This window comes from Chryseobacterium ginsengisoli, from assembly GCF_039542325.1.
Taxonomy (GTDB): domain Bacteria; phylum Bacteroidota; class Bacteroidia; order Flavobacteriales; family Weeksellaceae; genus Chryseobacterium; species Chryseobacterium ginsengisoli.
Map to the genome: position 1 here is coordinate 24,418 of NZ_BAABHX010000011.1, position 21,679 is coordinate 46,096.

Here is a 21,679-nt window from a genome sequence, read left to right on the forward strand (position 1 = left end):
GAGTGGATTTTTTATCCACTCTTTTTATTTTAAATTATGAAAAAACTACTGACCATTTTTATTTTGATCCTTTCTATTAAAGGATTTTCACAGGATTCCTATTTTTTAGGCAAAACAAATTACTGTACTCCTCAAAAAGCCGAATCAAAGAAAAGTTTTGATACTTCTTTTATGGCATTACAATTTCCAAAATATTATGGAGGGATGGCTGCTGTTTTAGTAAAAGTTGCTACTGAAGATCCTGGATATTGTGACGCCTATTTTATGGCAGGATATTTTTACAGGTTAAAGGAAATGCATAAAGAAGCTTTAGCTTTATATTATATTGCGGACAGTTTGGCTCAGAATAAAGCTCCGATATTTAAGCAAAATCTTGCGATAGAATTTATGAGATTCGGAAAAGCTGATAGAGCCAGAGAAAAATATGAAGAAATGGTGAAATATTTCCCTGAAAACCCTGAAGGATATTATGGAATTGCAAATACTTCCATTGTTTTAGGTGATTATGACAAAGGTTTGCAAAGTCTGAAACAAGCGGAAGATTTATATAAAAGTTCGGGAAAAGTAAAAGATGATGTCATTTATATGTATGGGATGCTGTTTACTTTAAAGGAAGATTATGAAAAAGCTCTGCCGTATTTAGAAGATGTTTATTCAACGTATAAAAAAGATGACGGGTATCTTTCCTTATATGCTCTTGCAATGATAAAAATTGGGAAAAGTAAAAATGACGAGAAGCTCATTAAGAAAGCTCAAAAAACTTATGACAAAATAAAAGATAAACCTCTTGTTGAAGATATTTCAAAAAAGCTAAAAGAGGAATTTTCTTAAATTTTAAATATATTAATGCTTCGACTCCGCTCAATTTGGTACATTTAAACGATCTTATCATTATTTGAAATATCACACTGAGCGGAGTCGAAGCGTTAATATATAATTCATAATTTTAATCATTGCTTTTCTCTGCAAAACAAAAAATATTTCCCAATTTTATATTAGAATATCCATTGCTTTTTATTTTAGAAGAATTGATCATTGCTTTTGCTAAAATATCTGTAGGTAAAGGTTTTTGACTTTCCAATAATCCGATTTTGTTGGCGAATTTTATAATTCGGCTTCCTAAAACTTCTCCAGTTCTGTCAGAATCTTTTCTTTCCAGCATTCCTGGGTTGAAAATTGTAATTTTAGTGAAATGTAACTGTTTTACAGCTTCTTCCAGCTCACCTTTCATTTTAGAATAGAAAATTCTGGATTTTGGATCGGCTCCATAAGCAGAAACTAAAATATAATCATCAACATTATTTTCTTTGGCAGCTTTTGCAAATTCATACTGATAATCGTAATCAACTTTTCTTTGGGCTTCCTTACTTCCTGCAGTTTTTAAAGTTGTTCCGAGACATGAAAAAGCAACATCACCTTTTACCAAATTTTTCCATTCTTCAGGCTTTTCAAAATCTACAATATGAGTTTTTAACTTATCATTTTGAACATCAATCGGTTTTCTTACAAAAATATCAACTTCTTCAAAATCTTTATCATTGAGTAACTGATGAACCAAATCTTTTCCTGTAGCGCCTGTTGCACCGATGATCAAAGCTTTCATAATAATCTAGTTTGTTGTAATGATGTTTCTTTCTTAAATTTACTAAATTTGAAATTAATATCAATTATCATTAATCACTTATCATTTATTAAAATTTATGGACGCCAACGAAATTTTAGATTATTGTCTTGCAAAAAAAGGAGTTACAGAAACTTTTCCTTTTGATAATGAAACTCTTGTGATGAAAGTAGGAACAAAAATGTTTTTATTGATGGCATTAGAAAAGCAGCCTTTAAGCATTAATGTGAAAACTGACCCGGAATGGAGCGCAGAACTTCGTGAGCAGCATCCACAAATTACAGGCGCATTTCACATGAACAAAGCGCATTGGAATTCTGTAATGACAGATGGTTTGAAAAGAGATTTGATTTTTAAATTGATTGATCAGTCTTACGAATTGGTTTTTAATTCGTTAACGAAGAAAGCAAAAGAAGAGATTTTAAATAATTAAAATTCAAATTCTTCTGTTAACCTTTTATCTTCGTCGAGCCTTTCAATTAATTTTTCCAGTCCTTCGAATTTTATTTCATCATGAAGAAAGTCTCTGAACTTTACAGTAATTTTTTCGTCGTAAATATCTCCTTCAAAATCAAGAATATAAACTTCAACGGTTAGTTTTTCTCCATTAACTGTTGGATTTGTACCAACGCTCAACATTCCCTTATATTGTTGACCTTTAACATAAACTTCAACAATGTATGCACCTTTTTTAGGTAACAGTTTAATAGATTCAGTATCAATATTTGCTGTTGGATAACCAATTGTTCTTCCAATCTTTTTCCCATGAACTACGGTTCCGGAAACAGAGTAGGAGTAACCCAACATTTCATTAGCTTCTTTAATATCTCCATTTAAAAGTGCATTTCGGACTTTCGTAGAACTGATATTATTTTCGTGAATATTGATTGCCTCCATTTGTTCAACCTCAAAATCAAGTTCTTTTGAAAGTTTTTGAAGCAATTCAAAGTTTCCGCTTTTATTTTTCCCAAAAGAATGATCATAACCAATAATTAAATATTTTACATTTAATTTTTCAATTAAAATCTGACGAACAAATTCTTCTCCCGTTAAGTTTCTGAACTCTTCATCAAATTCTTTTAAAAATAAATTATCAATGCCATATTTTTCCATTAAGAATTTCTTTTCTTCCAACATATTCAGAAGTTTAAGATCTTCATTTGGATTAAAAACGAACCTTGGATGTGGCCAAAAAGTGAGGACAGCGGTTTCAAGATTGTTCTCGGAACCTATTTTTATCAACTCATCCATGATACTTTTATGACCAAGATGAACTCCGTCGAACATACCCAAAGACAATGCTAAAGGCTTTTGTGAAGAATAATCTTTAAAATTTTTGAAAACTTTCAAAACGGAAAAAATTTTGACTGCAAATATAGAGCCTTTAAAATTATCTATTATTATATACTAAGAGTTATTTTCAATGATATTGATTCGATAATTTATTAATTTAAAAATCTTATAATTTAAAAATTTTCAATGGAAAGAATAATTAGTTATGAAATGTTTAAACTTATTTCTTTAAAATGAATTTTTATGCATTATCTCATTTTAATTGCGCCTAATTCGTAATTCCTTTCATTTCTACAAAAAGTATGATAAAAATCTCTTTTTTACCAATTGTGGGTTTATGAAGAATCATTATATTTGCACCAAGAAAAAATTTAGCAATGGCAAACCAAATTAAAGGTAAAATTTCTCAAATTATTGGTCCGGTAATCGACGTTGTCTTCAGTGATGTGGAAGCAGTTCCAGCGATCTATGATGCGTTAGAAATTACAAAAGAAAACGGTGAAAAAGTAGTTTTAGAGGTAGAACAACACATTGGCGAAGATACAGTAAGATGTATCGCAATGGACGCTACTGACGGTCTTAAAAGAGGGCAGGAAGTAATCGGATATGGAGATCCTATTACAATGCCAATTGGTGAGGCTGTAAACGGAAGACTATTCAACGTTGTTGGTGATGCTATCGACGGACTTCAAAATATTTCTAAAGAAGGTGGTCTTCCAATTCACAGACCAGCTCCAAAATTTGATCAACTTTCAACTTCTGCAGAAGTTTTATTTACAGGTATTAAAGTAATCGACTTAGTTGAGCCTTACGCAAAAGGAGGTAAAATTGGTTTGTTCGGTGGTGCAGGTGTAGGTAAAACAGTATTGATCCAGGAGTTGATTAACAATATTGCAAAAGGACACGGAGGTCTTTCAGTTTTTGCTGGAGTAGGTGAAAGAACTAGAGAAGGAAATGACCTTTTGAGGGAGATGTTGGAATCTGGTATTATTAAATACGGTGATGATTTCATGCACTCTATGGAAAACGGAGGTTGGGATCTTTCTAAAGTAGATTTAGAAGCTATGAAAGAATCTAAAGCTGCATTCGTTTTCGGACAAATGAACGAACCACCTGGAGCAAGAGCGAGAGTAGCACTTTCTGGTCTTACTTTAGCTGAGTACTACAGAGACGGTGGAGAAAGCGGACAAGGTAGAGACGTACTTTTCTTCGTAGACAACATCTTCCGTTTTACACAAGCTGGTTCTGAGGTATCTGCACTTCTTGGTCGTATGCCTTCTGCGGTAGGTTACCAACCAACTTTGGCATCTGAAATGGGTGCGATGCAGGAAAGAATTACTTCAACTAAAAATGGTTCAATTACTTCAGTACAGGCGGTTTACGTACCTGCGGATGACTTAACTGACCCGGCTCCTGCAACAACGTTTGCTCACTTAGATGCAACTACAGTACTAGATAGAAAAATCGCTTCATTGGGTATTTATCCAGCAGTAGATCCTCTTTCTTCTACTTCAAGAATCCTAAATCCTGAAATCTTAGGAAATGAACATTACGATTGTGCTCAGAGAGTAAAAGAAATTCTTCAGAGATATAAAGCTCTTCAGGATATTATCGCAATCTTGGGTATGGAAGAACTTTCAGAAGAAGATAAATCTGTTGTTTACCGTGCTAGAAAAGTTCAGAGATTCCTTTCTCAGCCTTTCCACGTTGCAGAACAGTTTACAGGTATTCCAGGATCTTTAGTAGATATCAAAGATACTATCAAAGGATTCAACATGATTATGGATGGTGAACTAGATCACTTACCGGAAGCTGCTTTCAACTTGAAAGGAACTATCGAGGAAGCTATTGCAGCCGGACAAAAAATGTTAGCTGATAACGCATAATTAAATTAGACATTAAGATGTCAGATTCTAGACATGAGACTTTTATGTCTGAAATCTGAATTCTGAAATCTTTAAATCTAAACTAATGAATATAAAAATTTTAACACCAGAATACGTAGTTTTTGAAGGTGAAGTAGATTCAGTATTATTGCCTGGGAAAAATGGTGAATTTCACATCATGACAAACCACGCAGGAATTGTTTCTTCATTAATCGGAGGAAAAGTAAAGTTATATGCTAAGTCTGTTGACGAAGTATATGCAAAAAACTTAACTAAAGAAAATGATAAAGATTCTGTTTTTTCTTATCCTATCAAAAGCGGTGTTGTAGAATTTAATCATAATAAAGGAATTATCCTTTGTGAGTAATTAAATGAAAAGCTAAATATATTTTCAAGAAAGTGTAACCAAAGTTACACTTTTTTATTTATGTAAAAATCTGATTTTATGAACAAAAATTTAATCATTTTATTTACAATTTTGGGATTTCTACTTAATGCCCAAGATATTAAAACCAAAAGAGGTATTGTAAGTCTTGAAGGAATTCATGTGGCTAAAATTTCAGATAAAGGAAGTATTTATACTTTTATGGATCTGAAAGAAACTCCGATTTATACAATGGAGTTTATAGATAAAAGTATAGTTGATTCTGTAAGAGATAGTTATATTAAATTGAATCGAATTTACAATCAGGATAAAACATTAGATATAGATTATATTTCTCCATCTGCGTTTTCGGGTGAAGAAAAGTCTGCAGTGTATACTTCAATAAAAGGATTCAAAATCATTGATGAAAGAGGAATCAATATTAAGAATCTGGATGAACTTTTCAAAAATTCTCCGAAGCGAAAACTCGATACAAAAACTAAAGACGCTTACACAACAAGAAGCAAGATTGATAAATTAAATATCACAGTTAATAACGTTGGTGAGATTTTAAGTAACGGAAAACCAGTCGGTTATTTTACAAATCTTCCTGTAAGCTTTGGTTCTGAAGATACAATTACAGATAAAACTTTTGTAGATATTGAAATTTATGATGCTAATAGTAAATTCATAGGAAAATATATAACTACAACCAAGCAATTGAAAACTGCCGGTGGAAAAACTTTTACCATCTATAGAGAAATGTCTGGTAGAGCATCCATTTTAAAATTTCCGACTTACAAAGCGATTGCAGAAAGAATGGCAATTTTAGATCCTAACTTTATTAAAATTCAGGAAAAAGTAATTGTAGGAGAAGTCAAAAAAGATGGAGTTGAAAAGTAATAGTAGTTGCTAAAAATGATATAATAAAATCCTGAAAATAACTTTTCAGGATTTATTTTTTATCTTTATTTGCTTTGGAATGCTGTGCTAAAAGAATTTCTAAAACTTTTTCTGTATAGTCAAACCTTTTCTGAACATAAAGAACATTTTGATCTTTATTGTAAACTGCGCCTAATCCGTTTTTTTCGGCCATTAGTGTTATAGCATTATATATCTGATCCTCAAAAGGAATAACCAAATTTTCTCTAAGCTTAGTAATTTCTCCAGTGGAACCAAACCTTAAAATGGTAATATTTTTAATATTTTTTTCCATTTCCATTACTTCTTTTTCCCTGAATTTTAAATGATCTCCCGTTAATAAAACTTTTTCGTTTTCAAAAGCCGATTTTTTCTTTTCATATTCAGATTGTAAACTTTGAAGTTCGGATTGCCACGTATCAATTTGTGCATTTAATCTTGCTTCAGCTTCCTTGTAAAAAGGCATTTTCTTCAAGACGGCTTGGATATCTACAAAGCCTGTTTTTTGTGCATTACTAAAGTTAAAAAGAAATAATAGCAGAATTATGAAGATTGCTTTAAGTTTTTTCATCATATTACAATTTTAATCTTAACGACTGATATAATTAATTATTGTAATAATGGAATAAATATTTATTTCAAAATATAAAAAATGTTACAATTTTAAATGCTTAAAATCACACCATTTTCTTTCAATTGCTGTATAGGTTTTGAAAACCAAAATAAATCAAAGTCTTCAAGATTTTCTTCGAAATCTTTCTTAAGTTGTTGAAGTGTAATCTTTTTGGAATTCTCAGTGGTATTTTCTTCAAACGTTTTCATCAACCATTCGGCTTGTTCCTGTTCCAAATCTATGCTGACAATATTGGTTTTTAAGTGAACTGTAATTTTTGTGTACGGATAAATATATTTCTTTTTTGTTTTTATGCGATTCTCAGCGATTACATTTTTAGTTAAAAAAATCACTTTTGAATTACCTTTAAACTTAAAATCTTCATCTTCTAACAAACAGTCGTGAATATAGTCCGGATGAATTGTCGTTTTTGGAATTTTAAAATCGAACCATTCTTGAAGTGGAATTTCAAAATTAATTCCATGCATATAATTGAACAAAGATTTTTTTAAGCCAAAACTAAATTTACCATGATCGATCCCGGTTTTATCTGTAAAATCAATATCGTTATTTGCAAATAGAATTTCCTGCTTGATCGGAGTTACTCCAAATTCTTCAGGATTTAATCCGACAGGTGAATGAGCAGTCATTGCAAACTGATGCCAAAATCCACTCTGTAAAATTCCCATCTCAAATAACTGGCGAACCATTTCTAAAGAATCAACCGTTTCCTGAACAGTCTGAGTTGGATAACCATACATAAGATAAGCATGGATCATAATTCCTGCTTCCGTAAAATTTCTTGTCACTTTTGCAACTTGTTCTACAGAAATTCCTTTATCAATTAATTTTAATAAACGGTCACTCGCAACTTCCAACCCTCCTGAAACAGCAACACAACCCGAAAGTTTTAGAAGAAAACAAAGATCTTTGGTAAAACTTTTTTCAAAACGAATATTCGTCCACCATGTTACAACAAGATTTCTACGCAAAATTTCAAGAGCAACTTCTCGCATCAAAGCGGGTGGAGCAGCTTCATCTACAAAATGGAAACCGGTTTCTCCGGTTGTCTGAATTAATTCTTCCATTCTGTCGACCAAAATTTTTGCAGAAATTGGTTCGTAAATTTTAATGTAATCTAAAGAAATATCACAAAAAGTACATTTTCCCCAATAACAACCATGAGCCATCGTCAGTTTATTCCATCTTCCATCGCTCCACAAACTGTGCATTGGATTAGCAATCTCGATTACCGAAATATATTTATCTAATTGTAAATCAATGTAATCGGGAGTTCCGATATCGGCTTGTTTGTAATCGTATCTTTTTGAATTATTTTTATAAGTAACTTCTTCATTTTCAATTAAAAAAGTTCTTTTATATTCTGGATTTTCTTTGTTATTTAGATTTTCATATAGCAATTCAATGGGAAGTTCACCATCATCCAAAGTAATAAAATCAAAAAATTCAAAAACTCTTTGATCTTTAAGTTCTCTCAATTCAGTGTTTGGGAAACCACCACCCATTGCAGTTTTGATATGAGGATAATTTTCTTTGATAAACTTTGCAGCTCTAAAAGCAGAATATAAATTTCCCGGAAATGGAATAGAAAAACAGACTAATTTTGGTTGAACAAATTCTAATTTTTCTTTGAGAATTGTAAGTGTAAAATTATCTATAAATGTTTGATTTTGAGATAATTTCAAATACAATTCGTCAAAAGAATTGGCACTTTTTCCCAATCTTTCCGCATATCGGCTGAATCCAAAATCTGAATCTGCATTTTCAACAATATAATCGGATAAATCTTCTAAATATAAAGTAGCCAAATGTTTAGCCTTATCCTGAAGTCCCATATTTCCAAAAGCAAACTCCATATCATCAAGCTGATTGAATCGGGAAGCTTCCGGAAGAAAATTCATTGAACAGATCTGTCTTGCTAATGTTGGAATTTTACCTTGTAAAAAAGAAATTACCTGATCGATCGTTTTTATATATTCATCCCTTAAAGCAAAAATTCGCTGAGAATTTTCTGAAATATTCTGAATATCAATTTCTTGATCAAAAACTTTTCGGATTCCGTCTTTTGAAAATAACTGCAAAATAACTTCGATACCCAAATCGATTTGATAGCTTGAAATATTTTTGGTATTCAAAAAACCTTTAATATAAGCTGTCGCCGGATAAGGAGTATTAAGTTGCGTAAAAGGCGGAGTAATAAGAAGTAGATCTTTCAAGAGAAATTTTTTGCAAAGTTATTTTAAATAATTTAAATTTTAGAGTTTCTGTTTTTTATGCCTGCTTTAATTTTTTACTGTCTGCAATTACGTTCAGAATTACTCCGATCAAAATTAAAGAAATTCCTAAAAATAAATTGGAAGTAAACTTTTCATGAAATATTAAAACACTGATCATCACAGCAATTACAGGTTCCAAAGCGCCTAAAATTGCGGCAGGTGTAGAACCAATATCTTTAATTGCATACACCAGACTCAAACTTGAAATGACTGTTGTAAGAAAAGCAAAAATTAAAAGATTGAAAATCGTTGATAATGAAGTAATTGCAAAAGAATCATGACCCAAAATTGCTTTCACCATAAAAAATCCTGAAGTAAAAAGCATGGCATAAAAAGAAAGTTTAAATCCTGAAACTTTTATATTAGATTTGTTGACAATGACAATGTAAAGTGCATAAAAAATAGAACTTAACAATACAATTCCCAGTCCGGAATAATTAATTTCCAAGCTACTTCCCTTTAAACATAGAACTATTACTCCTGCAAAAGCCAACAGCAATGAAGTCACAGAAAGTTTTGATAATTTTTCTTTATAAAAGAAAAGCATAATTAATGCAACAATCACCGGATAAATAAATAAAACCGTTGACGCAATTCCTGCAGTGAGATAATCATAGCCTAAAAATAAAAATTCCGAAGAAAGTGCATAACAAATTCCGAGTACGGCAAATATTAATAATTCCTTTTTATTGATAGAAAAATTTTCTTTGGAATAAAGTAGATAACCGCCAATCATTAAGGCTGAAAACAGAAATCGATAAAATAAAGTAATGTCTAATGAAAAGTGAGCATGTTTAATTGGTAAAATAAAAATCGGAAGCAATCCATAAGAAATCGCTGAAATAATTCCCAAAACATAACCTCTAAACTTCATTATCTTAAAACTAAATTTATAGAATAGTATTCACAAAAAACCACTGAGTAAATATCAGTGGTTTTCGTTATTTATATTAAATTTCTTTGAAACTTAAACCTTGTTCTTGTAACAATTTTTGTTCCTGCTCTTTATAGTAACCACTTACTAATTTGTCGTGAATTGCTTCAAACGCGGCAAGAGTTTCATTAATTTCTGAGTCTGTGTGAGACGCTGTAGGAATTAATCTTAGTAGAATCATTCCTTTAGGTATTACAGGGTAAACTACTACAGATGTGAAGATTCCGTAGATCTCTCTCAAGTCTTTTACTAAAAGAGTTGCTTCTACAGGAGTTCCCTGCATCATAACCGGAGTTACACAAGTGTTTGTATCACCAATATTGAAACCTCTTTCTTTAAGACCATTTTGTAATTTATTGGTGTTTTCCCAAAGTTTTGCTTTAATTTCTGGTCTTGTTCTCAACAATTCCAATCTTTTTAAACCTCCAATTACCATTGGCATTGTTAAAGATTTTGCGAAAATCTGAGATCTTAAATTAAACTTTAAATATCTGATTACTTCTTTATTACCTGCGATGAAAGCTCCAAAACCTGCCATAGATTTAGCAAAAGTAGAGAAATAGACATCGATTTTATCTTGACAACCTTGCTCTTCACCAGCTCCGGCCCCTGTTTCACCAAGAGTTCCGAATCCATGTGCATCGTCAACTAAAAGTCTGAATTGATATTTAGATTTTAACTCACAGATTTCTTTTATTTTACCTTGTTGTCCCCTCATTCCGAAAACTCCTTCGGTAATTACCAAAATACCACCTCCAGTTTCCTGAGCTACTTTTGTTGCTCTTTGAAGGTTTTTTTCTAGGCTTTCGATATTGTTGTGCTTGTAAGTAAATCGTTTACCTGCGTGAAGTCTCACACCATCAACGATACAGGCATGAGAATCAACGTCATATACAATAACGTCGTTTCTTCCAACCAAAGCATCGATTGTAGAAACCATTCCCTGATAACCGAAATTCAATAAATATGCAGATTCTTTTTGAACAAAATCAGCCAGTTCTCTTTCCAATTGCAAGTGTTGTTCAGTTTCTCCGGACATTGCTCTTGCTCCCATCGGATAAAACATTCCGTATTCTGCAGCCGCTTTTGCATCAGCTTCCAAAACTTCAGGATGATTACACATTCCCAAATAATCATTAGCACTCCAGAAAATTACTTCTCTTCCCTGAAATTGCATTCTCGGTCCAATCGGTCCTTCTAATCTAGGAAAAATGAAATATCCTTCTCCATAATCTGCAAACTGTCCAAGAGGTCCTGGGTTTTCTTTTATTCTGTCAAAAATATCCAACATTTTTATTAATATTTTTAAGTAAAAAAGCCTTCCTGATTACAAAAAGGCTTGATTTGTATAGATTTATTTAATTTTTATTTGATGAATTCTGTCTTGAAAACTTCATCGTAGTTGTGAACACAATTGTTAACAAATCCTTGTTCCGCCATCCATTTATCACTGTATACTTTGGTGATATATCTCGAACCGTGATCAGGATAAATTAGGACAACCAAGTCATTCTCTGTAAATTCATGAGATTGAGCATACTGAATTAATGCCTGTGTAACAGCTCCGGTTGTGTAACCTCCCATAATTGCTTCTTTCAAAGCGATCTCGCGAGTTCTGTAAGCTGACATTTCATCGTTTACTCTTACAAATTCATCTACTTTGTCAAAAAGAAGGGCAGAAGGAATTAAATTTTTTCCCATTCCCTCAATCTGATAAGGATGAACATCTTCTTTATGAATTTCTCCTGTTTCGTGGTAGCTTTTTAAAATAGATCCATCCGCATCAACACCAATGATTTTAATGTCCGGATTTTTCTCTTTTAAAAATTTCGCAGAACCAGATAAAGTTCCTCCTGTTCCTGTACAGGCAAAAAGGTGAGTGATCTTACCTTCTGTCTGTTCCCAGATCTCAGGACCTGTAGACTGGTAGTGTGCATCAATATTCAACTCGTTAAAATATTGATTGATATAAACTGAATTTGGAGTTTCTGAAGCAATCCTTTTGGCAACTTCATAATATGATCTTGGATCATCTGCAGGTACATTCGCAGGACAAATATAAACTATAGCTCCAAGTGCTTTAAGATAGGCAATTTTCTCCGGTTTGGTCTTATCACTTACCGCAAGGATACATTTGTATCCTTTAATAATGCAAACCATTGCAATTGAAAATCCTGTATTTCCTGATGTAGTTTCTACAACTACGGAATCTTCTTTTAATAAACCTTTTTTCTCAGCGTTTTCTATTATATGAAGTGCGATTCTGTCTTTAGTGGAATGTCCAGGATTATATGATTCTAACTTGGCATAAACGGTTGCAGGAATATCTTTCGTCACAGTGTTAAGCTTCACCATAGGAGTATTTCCTATTAGGCCAAGTATATTATCGTAAACATTACTCATTATTTGTTATTTTTCAATAAAAATCTGTCGGCAAAAATACAAAAAAATAAATTTATTTCTAAACTTTTGTTTGATTTCTAACGTCTAAAATAGATAAAATTATTTTTTGTAGTACAATCCAACGATGAAAGTTTTCAAAAAGCGAGCCAAAACCTTTAAATTTTGTTAAAAACCATCTAAAATCATATAAAAGCCTTATTTTCGCGTAATTGATTTATTACTATGAAAAATTGGACTTTTAGGCAATGGAACACCGTCCTCGGATGGGTAGTTTTCGTCATTGCATTTTTCACGTACTTGTCCACCATAGAACCGAATTTCAGTTTTTGGGATTGTGGCGAGTATATTTCCTCAGCAGTAAAGCTCGAGGTAACGCACGCTCCGGGAGCGGCATTATTTCAGATTGTGGGTGCTGTGGCAGCCATTTTTGCTTTAGGAAAGGGCGAAAATTATTCTATCGTGATCAACGCGATGTCTGCATTGTTTAGCGCATTTACGATTTTGTTCTTGTTCTGGACAATTACACATTTCGTAAGAAGACTTTTAAACAAAGACTTTGAAGAGATTACAAAACATCAGGAAATTTCTATTCTTTTTGCAGGAATTGTAGGAGCTTTGTGCTTCACATTCTCAGATACGTTCTGGTTTTCTGCAGTTGAAGGAGAAGTTTATTCGATGGCATCGATGTTTATCGCGCTTTTAGTCTGGTTGATCACAAAATGGGAAAATGAATATCAGTCGAAAGACAATGAGAGATGGATCATTTTGATTTTCTTTATCTTAGGACTTTCAGTGGGTGTTCACATGATGTGTATGTTGGCGATTCCTGCGATTTGCCTTGTGTATTACGCAAGAAATTACAAATTTACCTGGAAGAATTTCATTTGGGCAAATTTTATCACATTGATTATTCTTGCTATCGTATTTAAAGGTATTTTCCCTTTGATCATGACGATGTTCGGAAAGCTTGAAATTTTCTTTGTAAACGGATTGGGATTACCTTTCCATTCAGGAACAATTGTAGCATTTATATTAATGATTGCTATTTGCTATTTCCTGATTACGTATTCAAGAAAGATGAAGAAAAATCTTTATCAGACGATTGCTTTATCGGTAGTTTTCATGATGATCGGTTTTTCTTGCTGGATGGTAATTCCTATCAGAGCGAATGCAAACCCTCCAATGAACCTTAATGATCCGGACAACGCGATCGGAATGTTGGATTATTATAACAGAGAACAGTACGGAGACTGGCCTACAATTTACGGTCAAAACTATACGGCTTTTTTAGATGCAAACGGAATTGAGAAAAACGAAGACGGAAGTTTTAAAACTCAGAAAACCGGAGAGATCTACGAAAAAGACGAAAAAGCAGGAACTTACAGAAAAACAGGAGATCGATTTAATTATGTTTTCAATAAGGCTCATGTAGGTTTTATGCCGAGAATGTTTAACGAGGATAAAGATGTAATGGCAAATTATATCTCTATGTACGGAGCGCCGGATTTCACATTTAACTATGCGAATGAAGATGTTGCAAACAGTCCGGAAGCTAAACAAATTTTTGACGAATTAAGAAAAAAATACGAAGATAAGTCGATCACAGCGGCAGATTATTTAAAGGTAAAACCTTATAATTTAATCAATGTTCAAAAACCTTCATTATCTCAAAATCTTGATTATTTCATTACTTTCCAAAATGGATATTACTTTGTAAGATACTTAATGTGGAACTTTGTAGGACGCCAAAATGACCTTGAAGGAAACATGGAAAGCACAAGAGGAAACTGGGTTTCAGGGATTTCTTTTATTGATGACGCTTTATGGGGGAATCAGGAGAAAATGCCTTCGAAATTTAAAAATGAAAGTACGGTAAAATTCTTCTTTTTACCTTTACTTTTAGGATTAATAGGATTCTTTTTCCAATTAAACAGAGACTTTGGAAGATTTTATGCAATCTTGTCTTTATTTGTAATTACAAGTATCGGGATTGTTTTCTATACAGGAGTAAAACCTTTCGAACCGAGAGAAAGAGACTATGCAATGGTTGGCTCCTTCTATGCTTTTGCCATATGGATTGGGTTGGGAGCCGGAGCGATTCTTTGGTTTATTCAGTCTAAAGTAAAGTCGAATGCAGCAAATATTATTGCAGGTGTAATTTTATTAGGAGTTCCTTTTATGATGGGCTTCCAGAATTATAATGTTCACAACAGACACAACAGATATACTTCTTATGACTACGGTTATTCAGTATTGAAATCATTACCTAAAAACGATATTATGTTTGTTTATGGTGATAATGATACATATCCGGTTTGGGCGATTCAGGAAACTGAACAGTTGAGGGATGATGTAAAAGTGGTAAACTTCACACTGGCTTCTACACCTTGGAATATCGATCAGATCAAGAGAAGAACTTACAATGCAGCACCGGTTCCGGGAGTATTGACTCATGATGATTATAGAGACGGCGTAAACGACCAAATTTATATGATGAAAAAAGATGACTGGACAGGACTTTTCTCAATGTTGAAAGAACAGGGTGCTCCACCAACTGAGTTTGCAGAATTTAGAAAATATCTTACTCAGGATTCTATGACAATGAAGGAAGCGATTAATTTCCTTAAACATAAATCGCCTGCAAAAGACGAGCTTCTTAAAATGTATTTTGGAGAAGAGAAATATGAAAAATATAATATTCTACCTGTAAATAAATTCATTTTACCTGTAAATAAAGAGAATGCATTAAAAGCTGGAATTATTAATCAGGCTGATCTTGCAGAAACGGTAAATCAGATCATGATTACTTATAAAGGAAACACTTTGTATAAAAATAACCTGATCTTGCTTGATGTTTTGGCAAACTTTGACTGGAAAAGACCAATCAATTTCTCTTCAGGAGGAATTTATGACAGTGAAAATATTTTCTACCTTGATGAATATCTTCAGTTTGACGGATTCAGCTACAGACTGATCCCGATTCATACACCACAGACTCCTGATGGAGAAATGGGTAGAGTAGATGCCAATTCTTTATATAATGTTGTTAAAAATTTCAGATGGGGTAATTTTAAAGATCTGAATGCTCACTTTGACGAAACTGCAACATCGAACATTATGAGCTACAGAGCGTCTGCAAGTAGAGCCGCAGCGGCTTTAGCAACAATGGGGCAAAAAGGAAAAGCGCTTGAATTACTGGATTTAGCATCAAAAGAAATTCCGGCTGAGAAATACAATGATCCACGTTCATTAAGTTCAATGGTTTATGGATATATCGTTGCTGGACAAGAGAAAAAAGGATTGCAGTTGGCAGAAGTTCTTAAAAAAGGAATCTTTAATGAATATGATTATTACATGAGTCTGAGCAGAATGGATCAAAATTATTTGAGAAAGCAGATCAGAACAAAACCAATGGAATATTCTTTAGTAATTTCTGCAGTTACAGATGGATACACAAGAATCGGAAGAAAAGATAAAGCTTACGATTACCTTGTAAAATCAATCGAGCCAATTGATAAGAAATTCAATACGTTCATTGAAAATCTTAAAGAAATGGGCAAAGAAAAAGCAATGACTGAGTCTGAGCAAGTTCAAAAGATCACGCCATTCTACCAATATTTATTTGATATTATGGAGCCTTTTGATTCTACTTATTCGAAAGAAAAGGAAAATCAGATCACCAATTCGATTATTAAAGCAACGCAATAATAACAAAATTTAAAACGGGACTTCGGTTCCGTTTTTTTTATGTCTTTGGATTCAAAAATTTTAAGATTATATTTGCCAAATCAAAGAAGCACAATGGCAGAGACGAAAAATAAAAAAATCCCAATTTATGCTGTAATTGTTACAGTCGTTTTTAAACTTTTATTTTTATTAACACACTACATTCAGGAAGATGCATTCATCACTTGGAGAGTAGCCCAAAATCTTTTGGATTATGGGGTAATTGGATTCAATGGAGAGACAAAAATTTCTGCATCAACGACACATTTATATGTTTTCGTTTCGTATTTATTTAATCTAATTTTTGGAAAAGAAAATTTTATTGAACCGCTTCTTATCTTTAATTCGATACTTTTTACCATCGGAAGTTTATTTCTTTCGCATTTGGTTTTAAAGAAAGTATGGCATAAAGCAATCTTTATATTTTTAATCGGAATTTTACCTCCTGCCATAAAAATTTCTATTCTTGGAATGGAATATGGTATTCTTTTCTTCTTGGAAATGGCTTTGCTGTATTATGGTTTTAATAAAGGTAAAAAATGGGCTTTGATCATATTACCGATTTTAATTTTATTCACTAGAATTGATACGGTCATTTTCTTAGGAATCGTCTTTTTAGTAGATATTTTCTGGACTAAAAAAATCAGATGGAACTATATTTTAGGAGGAATTTTAGGAATTTCGACATCTTTGGCTTTCAACTGGTTTTACTTTGGAGAAATCGTCAACAATACGATTGTTGCTAAAAAACTGGCGTATGACAAACATTTTACATTCGAACAGAATTTAGAATATTTCAGACTGAATTTCGGAAATTTTTGGGGAATGCTAAAACTTCCGGGAGATTTCAATCCACTGACAATTTTACTATTAATTTTTGAAATTTTATGTTTCATTTATTTAATAAGACAAAGAGAAAAAAGAAATTATTTTCTTTGGATGATTTTCATTTTCGGTTGGGTAAAACAATTTATTTTCCTTTCACAAAAAAGTCTTTTCGACTGGTACTACTGGGTTCCGCAAATCTTACTTTTTGTTCCAATTGTAATTTTCGTTTTAGAGCAAAAGGTTAAAAGAAACCTATGGTTATCACTATTAATCGTAGTTTACATTATACCAATGTTGGCTTTCCAAACGATACATTCAATTGCAACAGGAAACGGAGAATGGAATTACAGAAGAACAATCGGAGTATTTTTAAATCACTACGAAAAGGATAAAAAACAATGGATCTTACTAGAACCTGCAGGTTATGTTCCTTATTTTTCAGGGTTAAAAACAATTGATGAAGTTGGTTTGGTAGATAAAGGAGTTCAGGAAGAAATTAAAAAAGACAAACCCAATTTTTGGATCAATACCGTTAAGAAAAGAAAACCAAAATATCTCCTTTCTTATGATGATTTATATCAAAGAAAAGATGCAGAATATTTCAGACTTCATTACAAATTATTAAAAGAATTCCGAGTAAAAGATCACCTGAAAAGTGATAATAAAATTTTAGAAAAAATCTATATTTTAAAACCTTCCGGAACAGATTACAACTTGTACGAAAGAATTGATTAAGTACTTTAAACCAATTCCTAATTTCCATAACCTAAAACCTAAATTATGAAATACTGTGCATTTCTTCGTGGAGTCAACGTAAAAGGAACCAATATGAAAATGGCGGAAGTATGTCAGGTTTTCAGAGATGCCGGAATGAATGATGTAGTTTCTATTTTGGCTTCGGGAAATATTATTTTTTCATCTGATAAAAAATCTGATGAATTGAAAAAAATCCTTGAAAAAGCGATGTCTGAGCATTTTTCTTACGAAGCTTTTTTATTCATTAAATCTCAGAAAGAAATAGAAAATTTCTGGAACGGAAATCCTTTTGAGAAAAATGATGACCTTCATGCATATACTTTTGTAGGAAATCAAGGCGTGGAAAAAGTGTTATTAAAAGAATTCGAAAATGCTTCAAAAACCGAAAATGAAGACGCTAAAATTGTAAATAATATTTTCTACTGGCAGGTTCCAAAAGGAAATACACTGGATTCTACTTTCGGAAAAATTTTAGGTAAAAAAAGCCTGAAAGATCAATTTACCAGTAGGAATATTAATACTTTTGAGAAGATTTTAAAAAAAATTTGATTCAGATAAATGCTTCGAGAGCCTCAGCATGACATTCCTAATACTAACTGCTTTACTTAACAGAATATTGTAGCGTTGTCATGCTGAGGCTCTCGAAGCATCTATTAAAAATGTCAATACTTAAATAAAATTTAAAAGATCAAAACTATTGCAATCATAGTCTGTTAAAGCCTTCAAATAATTTCCGATTCCCGAACTTTATCGTTATTTTTACTGAACTTTTTAATTAAAATAAAATGATTCAGTATTTAGATAATATTCATCACAAAGATTCAAAAAACTTTTTCTTAATTGCCGGACCTTGTATTATTGAAGGTGAAGATATGGCATTGAAAATCGCTGAAAAAGTTGTAGAATTAACGAATAAATACAATATTCCCTATATTTTCAAAGGAAGTTTCAAAAAAGCTAACAGAAGCAGAGTAGATTCATTTACAACGATTGGCGAAGAAAAATCTTTGGAAATCCTAAAAAAAGTGGGTGAAACTTTCAATATTCCCACAACGACAGATATTCACGAAAATGAACATGCAGCTTTAGCAGCTCAATATGTTGATGTTCTGCAGATTCCTGCATTTTTGGTTCGTCAGACAGATCTTTTGATCGCAGCTGCTAAAACAGGAAGATGTGTGAGCTTGAAAAAAGGACAGTTCCTTTCTCCTGAATCAATGAAATTCGCGGTACAGAAGATCACAGATTCAGATAATCCGAGAGTTGCCATTATTGAGAGAGGAAATTCTTTCGGTTATACAGATTTAATTGTTGACTACAGAGGAATTCCTACAATGAGACAATATGCTCCTGTTATTCTTGATGTTACACATTCTTTACAACAACCTAATCAAAGTTCTGGAGTTACGGGAGGAAGACCGGATCTGATCGAAACTGTTGCCAAAGCGGGAATTGCAGTTGGTGCAGACGGAATTTTCATCGAAACACATCCGACTCCTGAAACGGCTTTATCTGATGGTGCAAATATGTTGAGATTAGACCTATTGGAAGATCTGTTACAAAAACTAACAAGGGTAAGAGAAGCTATATTGTAAATTCCTTTAAGACAATAATAAAATATGACTTATTTGGATTTTAGCTAAATTTTAATACTATTCCTGACTTTTTAAATTATGAAAAAGTTAGGTCAAGTTCATTTTAATAATTGTTAAAGAAAGTTTAAATAAGTTAAAATAAAATTTATATATTCACGTTTGAAATTTTAAAATATTTCTTTTGAAAAAACTAGTTTTACCATTGAGCCTTATGGTTCCTGCATTAGTATTCTCTCAGGTAAAGAAAAAGAAGGATACAATGAAGACCGCGACTATTGAAGAAGTGGTTTTCCAGAAAAAAGTGACGGGAAAGACCAACGATATGACGGCTGTAAAAATTTCAGCTAAAGATGCTCAGAATGTGGCAAGTATTTCCGGAGGTATCGAAGGAATCCTTAAAACATTACCTTCTGTAAACTCAAATACAGAGCTTTCTTCACAATATATGGTTCGTGGTGGAAACTATGACGAAAACCTTATCTATATTAATGATATTGAGATTTACAGACCTTTCCTGATCAGGAATTCTCAACAGGAAGGTTTAAGTATTATCAATCCGGATATGGTTTCAACAGTAAATTTCTCTGCGGGAGGTTTTGAACCGAGATATGGTGATAAAATGTCTTCAGCATTAAATATTTATTACCGTGAACCTGAAAAATTTGAAGTTTCCGGAGAAGCCAGTTTAATTGGAGGAAGACTGACAACTGGTTTTGGTGCAGGAAAAGACAGTGATGGAAATAAAAAATTTACCGCTTTATTTTCAGGAAGATACAGAAATACAAACCTTGTTCTTAATACTTTAAAAGAAGATACGGATTTTAATCCTAAATACATGGATTTTCAGACGTATCTTAATTATCATTTTAGCCCGAAATTTACGATGTCATTCATTGGATATTATTCGAAGAATGATTATGAAATGATTCCTAAGGAAAGAAGTATTGATTTTGGATCTTTACAACAGCCGATCAATCTTACGGTGAATTATGGTGGTCGTGAAAATGATCAGTATAAAAACATGATGGGAACGTTCTCAATGAACTATAAACCATCGGATAAATGGAGAGTTACTTTAGATGCTTTTGCTTATCAAAACCGTGAAAGAGAATATTATTCCATTGCTTCGGCGTATGTTTTGCAGACCTTTGACCCGGTTACAGGAGAGCCTGTTACATCATATGATACAGGCGGACAAATAGAGCACGCTCGAAATGATTTGTTTGTAAGAACTTATGGAACTCAGTTGAGAACCCGTTTTTCACCGAATGTAAATACGGATATTGAAGTAGGTTTTAAATATGAAAAAGAAAATCTGAAGGATCTTACAAACGAATGGAAACTAGTAGATTCTGCAGGGTACAGTACTCCGATTTCAGCGCTACTTGATCCTAGAAATCCACCTGATTTGGAACTTTATTATAGTATTTCAGGGAAGAATCATATACAGCCAACAAGAATGTCGGCTTATGCACAATATTCTCAGAAATTTTACTGGGGAAGCAATAAAGTATTTATAAACGCAGGAGCTAGAGTAGCACACTGGAGCTTTAATAATGAAACGATTTTCTCACCAAGAGCGCAATTTGCTGTTAAACCGGATTGGGATACAGATATGTTGTTCAGACTTTCGGGAGGTATTTATTATCAGGCACCTTTCTATAAGGAAATCAAAGATTTAGACGGTAATTTTAATCCAAATATAAAATCTCAAAGATCAATTCAGGCTATTTTGGCTAATGATTATGAATTTGAATTTGAAGATCGCCCGTTTAAGCTTACGACAGAATTATATTACAAAAAAATGGATGACTTGATTCCTTATTTTATGGATAATGTGAGAATTCGTTATTCAGGTAAAAATAATGCTTCAGGTTATGCTTACGGAATCGATACAAGATTATTCGGAGAATTTGTTCCGGGTGTTGATTCTTGGTTGTCTGCGAGTTATGCCAGAGTTTACGAAAATATTGATGGGAGAGGAGATATTCCAAGACCGACAGATCAGAGATTAAGATTTGCGATGTTTTATCAGGATTATATGCCTAGATTTCCTAAAATGCGTGTAAATCTTACTTTAACTTATGCAATGGGATTACCGACAGGATCACCAATCGTGTTGGATGAAAACAGACAAATTAACTATTTGGCGGGTTATTCTTATCAAAAAACTTTGCCTTCTTACAAAAGAGTGGATTTAGGACTTTCTTACGCGTTTATAGATTCTAAAGAAAAAAATAAATTATCTGGTTTCTGGGGTAATTTTGATGATCTGATTTTAGGAGTTCAGGTTTTCAATGCTTTTAATATCAGAAATACAGTTGCTAATCAATGGATTACGGATGCTAATACAAATTTGATGTATCCCGTTCCTGTACGTTTGACAGGGCGTTTCTTTAATGTAAAGCTTGAATTTAAGATTAAGTAAGTTCAATATTGATT

At 32.6% G+C, this 21,679-nt stretch carries 17 protein-coding genes; 10 read left to right on the forward strand and 7 right to left on the reverse strand.

The features are described from left to right. The first annotated feature begins 36 nt into the window (after positions 1 to 36). Positions 37 to 831, forward strand: a complete 795-nt coding sequence (locus ABD940_RS21915; protein WP_345208538.1) for a tetratricopeptide repeat protein — start codon at positions 37 to 39, stop codon at positions 829 to 831. Positions 832 to 946: 115 nt separating this feature from the next. Here ABD940_RS21915 and ABD940_RS21920 read toward each other — a convergent pair whose 3' ends face one another. Continuing rightward, positions 947 to 1,603: an NAD(P)H-binding protein gene (locus ABD940_RS21920; RefSeq protein ID WP_345208539.1), complete on the reverse strand. Its 657-nt coding sequence runs from the start codon at positions 1,601 to 1,603 to the stop codon at positions 947 to 949. Between the two features lie 97 nt (positions 1,604 to 1,700). On the opposite strand from ABD940_RS21920, the gene ABD940_RS21925 reads away from it, so the two are divergent. Next, positions 1,701 to 2,054 carry an MmcQ/YjbR family DNA-binding protein gene (locus tag ABD940_RS21925; RefSeq protein WP_345208541.1) on the forward strand — a complete coding sequence of 118 codons (354 nt, stop codon included), beginning with the start codon at positions 1,701 to 1,703 and terminating at the stop codon, positions 2,052 to 2,054. Here the strand turns inward: ABD940_RS21925 and ABD940_RS21930 are convergent. Then, on the reverse strand, positions 2,051 to 2,971 hold the full coding sequence (locus ABD940_RS21930; RefSeq protein WP_345208542.1) for a bifunctional riboflavin kinase/FAD synthetase: 921 nt from the start codon (positions 2,969 to 2,971) through the stop codon (positions 2,051 to 2,053). The two genes, ABD940_RS21925 and ABD940_RS21930, sit on opposite strands and share 4 nt — an antisense overlap. Positions 2,972 to 3,291: 320 nt before the next feature. On the opposite strand from ABD940_RS21930, the gene atpD reads away from it, so the two are divergent. The 3 genes from atpD to ABD940_RS21945 all read left to right on the forward strand — a co-directional run bounded on the left by atpD (position 3,292) and on the right by ABD940_RS21945 (position 6,067). Next, the gene (gene atpD / locus ABD940_RS21935; protein ID WP_345208543.1) at positions 3,292 to 4,800 is read left to right on the forward strand and encodes a F0F1 ATP synthase subunit beta; all 1,509 of its coding nucleotides are present in this window, start codon (positions 3,292 to 3,294) and stop codon (positions 4,798 to 4,800) included. A gap of 85 nt (positions 4,801 to 4,885) precedes the next feature. Continuing rightward, positions 4,886 to 5,167 carry a FoF1 ATP synthase subunit delta/epsilon gene (locus ABD940_RS21940; protein ID WP_345208544.1) on the forward strand — a complete coding sequence of 94 codons (282 nt, stop codon included), beginning with the start codon at positions 4,886 to 4,888 and terminating at the stop codon, positions 5,165 to 5,167. Between the two features lie 78 nt (positions 5,168 to 5,245). Beyond that, complete coding sequence (locus tag ABD940_RS21945; protein WP_345208546.1) at positions 5,246 to 6,067, forward strand: hypothetical protein; 822 nt, start codon at positions 5,246 to 5,248, stop codon at positions 6,065 to 6,067. Positions 6,068 to 6,119: 52 nt separating this feature from the next. Here the strand turns inward: ABD940_RS21945 and ABD940_RS21950 are convergent, their stop codons facing one another. The 5 genes from ABD940_RS21950 to ABD940_RS21970 all read right to left on the reverse strand — a co-directional run bounded on the left by ABD940_RS21950 (position 6,120) and on the right by ABD940_RS21970 (position 12,332). Further along, entirely contained in the window at positions 6,120 to 6,659 is a 540-nt protein-coding gene (locus ABD940_RS21950; RefSeq protein ID WP_345208548.1) for an OmpH/Skp family outer membrane protein, read from the reverse strand. A gap of 89 nt (positions 6,660 to 6,748) precedes the next feature. After that, positions 6,749 to 8,935 (reverse strand): B12-binding domain-containing radical SAM protein, encoded by a 2,187-nt coding sequence (locus tag ABD940_RS21955; RefSeq protein WP_345208550.1) that lies wholly within the window; start codon positions 8,933 to 8,935, stop codon positions 6,749 to 6,751. 55 nt (positions 8,936 to 8,990) lie between these two features. Beyond that, positions 8,991 to 9,869 (reverse strand): DMT family transporter, encoded by an 879-nt coding sequence (locus tag ABD940_RS21960; protein WP_345208552.1) that lies wholly within the window; start codon positions 9,867 to 9,869, stop codon positions 8,991 to 8,993. A 76-nt stretch (positions 9,870 to 9,945) separates the two neighbouring features. After that, entirely contained in the window at positions 9,946 to 11,217 is a 1,272-nt protein-coding gene (locus tag ABD940_RS21965; RefSeq protein WP_345208640.1) for an aminotransferase class I/II-fold pyridoxal phosphate-dependent enzyme, read from the reverse strand. 77 nt (positions 11,218 to 11,294) lie between these two features. Then, positions 11,295 to 12,332: a PLP-dependent cysteine synthase family protein gene (locus ABD940_RS21970; RefSeq protein WP_345208554.1), complete on the reverse strand. Its 1,038-nt coding sequence runs from the start codon at positions 12,330 to 12,332 to the stop codon at positions 11,295 to 11,297. 222 nt (positions 12,333 to 12,554) lie between these two features. Here ABD940_RS21970 and ABD940_RS21975 point away from each other — a divergent pair, with 222 nt between their 5' ends. From ABD940_RS21975 to ABD940_RS21995, 5 genes are all read left to right on the forward strand, one after another. Further along, positions 12,555 to 16,040, forward strand: coding sequence for a glycosyltransferase family 117 protein (locus tag ABD940_RS21975; protein WP_345208556.1), 3,486 nt, complete (start codon positions 12,555 to 12,557; stop codon positions 16,038 to 16,040). A gap of 93 nt (positions 16,041 to 16,133) precedes the next feature. Beyond that, a complete protein-coding gene (locus ABD940_RS21980; protein ID WP_345208558.1) occupies positions 16,134 to 17,621 on the forward strand; it encodes a hypothetical protein in 1,488 nt (495 codons plus the stop codon). 45 nt (positions 17,622 to 17,666) lie between these two features. After that, positions 17,667 to 18,191: a DUF1697 domain-containing protein gene (locus ABD940_RS21985; protein WP_345208560.1), complete on the forward strand. Its 525-nt coding sequence runs from the start codon at positions 17,667 to 17,669 to the stop codon at positions 18,189 to 18,191. A gap of 236 nt (positions 18,192 to 18,427) precedes the next feature. Continuing rightward, positions 18,428 to 19,237, forward strand: a complete 810-nt coding sequence (gene kdsA, locus ABD940_RS21990) for a 3-deoxy-8-phosphooctulonate synthase (protein ID WP_345208562.1) — start codon at positions 18,428 to 18,430, stop codon at positions 19,235 to 19,237. 181 nt (positions 19,238 to 19,418) lie between these two features. After that, complete coding sequence (locus ABD940_RS21995) at positions 19,419 to 21,665, forward strand: TonB-dependent receptor plug domain-containing protein (RefSeq protein WP_345208564.1); 2,247 nt, start codon at positions 19,419 to 19,421, stop codon at positions 21,663 to 21,665. The last annotated feature ends 14 nt before the right edge of the window (positions 21,666 to 21,679 follow it).

Coding starts and splice junctions, on each gene's coding strand:
- ABD940_RS21925 (WP_345208541.1), top strand. CDS start 1,701: ATGGACGCCAACGAAATTTTAGATTATTGTCTTGCAAAAAAAGGAGTT.
- ABD940_RS21970 (WP_345208554.1), bottom strand. CDS start 12,332: ATGAGTAATGTTTACGATAATATACTTGGCCTAATAGGAAATACTCCT.
- ABD940_RS21940 (WP_345208544.1), top strand. CDS start 4,886: ATGAATATAAAAATTTTAACACCAGAATACGTAGTTTTTGAAGGTGAA.
- atpD (WP_345208543.1), top strand. CDS start 3,292: ATGGCAAACCAAATTAAAGGTAAAATTTCTCAAATTATTGGTCCGGTA.
- ABD940_RS21960 (WP_345208552.1), bottom strand. CDS start 9,869: ATGAAGTTTAGAGGTTATGTTTTGGGAATTATTTCAGCGATTTCTTAT.
- ABD940_RS21975 (WP_345208556.1), top strand. CDS start 12,555: ATGAAAAATTGGACTTTTAGGCAATGGAACACCGTCCTCGGATGGGTA.
- kdsA (WP_345208562.1), top strand. CDS start 18,428: ATGATTCAGTATTTAGATAATATTCATCACAAAGATTCAAAAAACTTT.
- ABD940_RS21980 (WP_345208558.1), top strand. CDS start 16,134: ATGGCAGAGACGAAAAATAAAAAAATCCCAATTTATGCTGTAATTGTT.
- ABD940_RS21985 (WP_345208560.1), top strand. CDS start 17,667: ATGAAATACTGTGCATTTCTTCGTGGAGTCAACGTAAAAGGAACCAAT.
- ABD940_RS21950 (WP_345208548.1), bottom strand. CDS start 6,659: ATGATGAAAAAACTTAAAGCAATCTTCATAATTCTGCTATTATTTCTT.
- ABD940_RS21945 (WP_345208546.1), top strand. CDS start 5,246: ATGAACAAAAATTTAATCATTTTATTTACAATTTTGGGATTTCTACTT.
- ABD940_RS21915 (WP_345208538.1), top strand. CDS start 37: ATGAAAAAACTACTGACCATTTTTATTTTGATCCTTTCTATTAAAGGA.
- ABD940_RS21920 (WP_345208539.1), bottom strand. CDS start 1,603: ATGAAAGCTTTGATCATCGGTGCAACAGGCGCTACAGGAAAAGATTTG.